This is a genomic window from Cnuella takakiae (genome assembly GCF_001953305.1).
Classification (GTDB): Bacteria; Bacteroidota; Bacteroidia; order Chitinophagales; family Chitinophagaceae; genus Flavisolibacter; species Flavisolibacter takakiae.
Window position 1 is genome coordinate 2,452,290 of sequence record NZ_MTFE01000010.1, and the last position, 3,775, is coordinate 2,456,064.

The 3,775-nt window shown below is 52.6% G+C and carries 3 protein-coding genes and 1 pseudogene; all 4 read left to right on the forward strand.

The window, feature by feature from the left end:
- A partial coding sequence (locus BUE76_RS25125) for a 3-keto-disaccharide hydrolase (protein WP_254049526.1) occupies window positions 1-383 on the forward strand: 383 nt, incomplete at its 5' end.
- A 353-nt stretch (window positions 384-736) separates the two neighbouring features.
- The gene (gene cobA / locus BUE76_RS10785) at window positions 737-1,609 is read left to right on the forward strand and encodes a uroporphyrinogen-III C-methyltransferase (RefSeq protein WP_083596639.1); all 873 of its coding nucleotides are present in this window, start codon (window positions 737-739) and stop codon (window positions 1,607-1,609) included.
- 50 nt (window positions 1,610-1,659) lie between these two features.
- On the forward strand, window positions 1,660-3,354 hold the full coding sequence (locus BUE76_RS10790; RefSeq protein ID WP_073046061.1) for a diflavin oxidoreductase: 1,695 nt from the start codon (window positions 1,660-1,662) through the stop codon (window positions 3,352-3,354).
- 125 nt (window positions 3,355-3,479) lie between these two features.
- Window positions 3,480-3,775 (forward strand): annotated as a pseudogene (locus BUE76_RS25130) (sulfite reductase subunit beta); the annotation flags it as partial.

Sequence of the window (3,775 nt, forward strand, 5' to 3'; positions counted from 1 at the left end):
ATGGCAAAGGTGATGGTGGCTACGAAATACAGGTGTTGGACAATTACAACAACCCCACTTATGTGAACGGGCAGGCAGGATCTATTTACAAACAGCACATCCCGCTGGCAAATGCCAACCGCCCTCCCGGCGACTGGAACGTGTATGATATTGTATGGACCGCTCCCCGCTTCAACGATGATGGTACCGTAAAAACACCCGCCCGGGTAACGGCATTCCTCAACGGCGTGCTGGTGCAGAACAATGCGGAGATCAAAGGCGAAACCCGTTATATCGGCAAACCCGAATACATCAAACACGGACCTGCGCCCATCAAGCTGCAGGACCATGGCGACCCCAGCGAACCTATTTCTTTCCGGAATATCTGGATCAGGCCTTTGTAAACTTGTCAACGATTGCCAGCCATAGCTCCTCAGCAACCTAAAACCAATTTTCAGAACCAATTGGTTTTACAAAGCACAGCCCCAGGCTGTGCTTTTTGTTTTTGAATAGGGACGCAAAACGGGGTGCAGGATGGCACCTGTCTATTGTAAATGGTGCCGGCAGGCAAAACTTTAATTTCTTACTTACAAGAAATTAAAGTTTTGTTGAACTAAGCGGATATGCGGAATTAGTCTATTGAAAAGATGGAGTTTAGCCGGCAGGATGCTATATTTGCCCAATTATTCTACCAAACTGGTAGAGTATCTTGAAGCAAAACAGTTGTCCCTCCCCGGGCAACGATTCATTTGGGTTCATGCAGTTTAACAATACTAGTCAGCATATTGACCATCAAAATCTGCACACGGAAGTACACCCCGTAGCCCTGGTGGGTGCAGGTCCCGGTGATCCCGAACTGCTCACCATCAAAGCCCTGCGTTTGCTCCAGGCTGCCGAGGTGGTACTTACCGACCGGCTGGTGAGCCATGTTATCGTGGACGAATACACCAATCCCGAAGCTGAAATCATTTATGTGGGCAAGCAATGCCGCCGCGGTGCTTCTACGCCCCAGCGTACCATCAACGAACTGATGGCCGACTATGCCCTACAGGGTAAAAAGGTGGTTCGGCTCAAGGGAGGCGATGTTTCTATTTTTTCCAATGTGCTGGACGAACTGGAAACCCTGGTAGCACACAATATTCCCTACGAAATTGTGCCGGGTGTAACGGCAGCCCTTGGCGCCGCTGCCTATGCAGGCATCCCGCTTACGGCCCGCAACCGCAGCACCGCCGTTCGTTTTCTTACCTACTACAAAAGCGATGTGGTTACCGATGCTTACTGGTCCGAACTGGCCCGTACCAGGGATACCCTCGTTTTTTATATGTCGGCCGAAACTTTGGGCAGGGTAGTGGACCAGCTGCTTGCCCATGGCGCAGATGCCGCAACGGAACTGGCCATTGTGGAACAGGCCACCACGCCTTTACAAAAAGTACACACTTCCACTTTAGCGCATTATGCCAAGGAGTTGGGTGGGCTACAGCTGAAGTCGCCTTCGCTGGTAATTATTGGTAAAGTGGTGGAACTGCACCGGCAGTTTGCCTGGCGTGCCAACCAAGGCGGGGAAGAAGAATACTTCAAACCCGTAGAGGGCAAGCTGGTTGCCTATGGCAAAGATGCCAAACGGGCATAATAAGGCTTACCGCCTTTGAACTTTGAACTAAAGAACTTTGAACTGATTATATGCTTTCATCGCCGAAACTGAAAATCGTAGAAGAACTCATCGCCTCCTCCACCCGCGAGGAGCTGGCCTGGATCAGCGGATACCTGGCCGGTATTGCTGCGCAAAATGGCACAGCACCCGCCGCGGCTCCTGCTGCCGCAGCTGCCAAAGTGGGCAAGATCACCATTGCTTATGGAACCGAAACCGGTAACTCCAAGAAGCTGGCTTCCGAGTTTGCCGCCAAAGCCAAAAAAAGCGGTATCAATGCCAAACTGGTGAGCCTCGACCAGTACCGCCTCAACGACCTGGCCAAGGAGGAGTACTTTGTTACCGTTATTTCTACGCAAGGTGAAGGTGAGCCGCCTGCCGCCGCCAAGAAGTTTTACGACCATATCCACAACAATGGCTTTAAGCTGGAAAAGCTGAAGTACGGCGTGCTGGCCCTGGGCGATACTTCTTATCCCTTGTTTTGTAAAGCCGGCGAAGACGTGGATGCCCAATTGAACAAGCTGGGTGGTCAACGCCTGGTGGACCTCGCAAAATGCGATACCGACTACGAAGCGGAGGCCGATGCTTGGTTCAGCCAGCTGCTCACCAGCCTGAGCACCGGTGGGGATGCGCCTGCAACGGTTGCGGCACCCGCAAAGAAAGCAACCGCTAAAAAGACCTATACCGGTACCATCCTTACCAATATCAACCTCAACGACCGGGGTTCGAGCAAAGAAACACACCACCTTGAAATTGGTGCCGAAGACGTGGATTACCAACCTGGCGATGCCCTGGGGCTGATACCCAGGAACAGCAGCCTGCTGGTAGCCGATATCCTTGCTATTGCCGGTGTTGATGGTGCAAAAAAATACGCCTACAAAGGGGAAGAAGTATCCGTTGCCGACCTGCTCACCGGCCGCCTGAACCTGGTGCACCTCCCGGAAAGGGTGGTGGCCAAATACGCCGCTATCGTGGGCCAGAGCATTCCCGCAACCCGTATGGGACTGCTCGACCTGCTGAAAATATATCCCCTGAAGGACGCCGCCCAGTTTGAAGAAGTAGTGGCCGTGCTGGAGCCCATTGCACCCCGACTGTATTCGATTTCTTCTTCGCCCGAAGCGCATAGCGGCGAGGTGCACCTCACGGTGGCCCGCGATAAATTTTGCATCAATGGTGAAGACAAGTATGGTCTTTGCTCCGACTTCCTGACGCAGCAACCTGAAGGCGCCGAGTTCGAATTTTATATTCATAAGAACAATGCTTTCCGCCTGCCTGCCGATGACAAGGACGTGATCATGATCGGACCCGGTACTGGTATTGCACCTTTCCGGAGCTTTCTGGCACAACGCGATGCAACAGGCGCCGGCGGCCGCAACTGGCTGTTCTTTGGCGACCAGCATTTTGTTACCGATTTCCTGTACCAAACCGAGCTGCTCAACTGGGTAGATACGGGTGTGCTCACCAAGCTGAACGTAGCGTTCAGCCGCGACCAGAAGGAAAAGATCTATGTGCAGCACCGCATGCTGCAACAGGGAAAGGAACTGTACGAGTGGATGGAAGGCGGCGCCTCGGTTTATGTTTGTGGTGCCAAAGAGCCCATGAGCGTAGACGTGGAAGCGACCCTGGTGCAGGTGGTACAGCAGCATGGCGGTAAATCGAAAGAAGAAGCCGAAGCTTATATTGCTACCCTGAAAGAGAACGACCGCTACCAGAAGGATGTATACTAAGGTTTTTTGAACCACGAAGGCATTAAGAAAGAAAGGATACACTAAGACAACCCTTTGTGAACCTTTGTTTCCTGGTGTCTTTGTGGTTCACATTATTTTCAACTTATTGAACTGAACGAACAACGATGTCTGAGCAGAATAAAAACCAGCCCCTTTCGCCCACCGAGCGCATCAAGCAAGGCAGCGATAACCTGCGCGGAACGCTGCAACAAAGTATTGCCAACGAGATCACTGGTAATATTGCCGAAGACGACCACGCCCTGGTTCGTTTCCACGGCATGTACCTCCAGGATGACCGCGACCGCCGCGAAGAGCGGGCCGCCAAGAAGCTGGAGCGCCTCTATTCCTTTATGATCCGTTTGCGCCTCACCGCCGGGTTTATTACGCCAGAACAGTGGGTGGCGCTCCACCATATTGCCGG

What these genes read in the sequence shown, in the direction of transcription:
- cobA (WP_083596639.1), top strand. Translation starts at nt 737, where the DNA reads ATGCAGTTTAACAATACTAGTCAGCATATTGACCATCAAAATCTGCAC.
- BUE76_RS10790 (WP_073046061.1), top strand. Translation starts at nt 1,660, where the DNA reads ATGCTTTCATCGCCGAAACTGAAAATCGTAGAAGAACTCATCGCCTCC.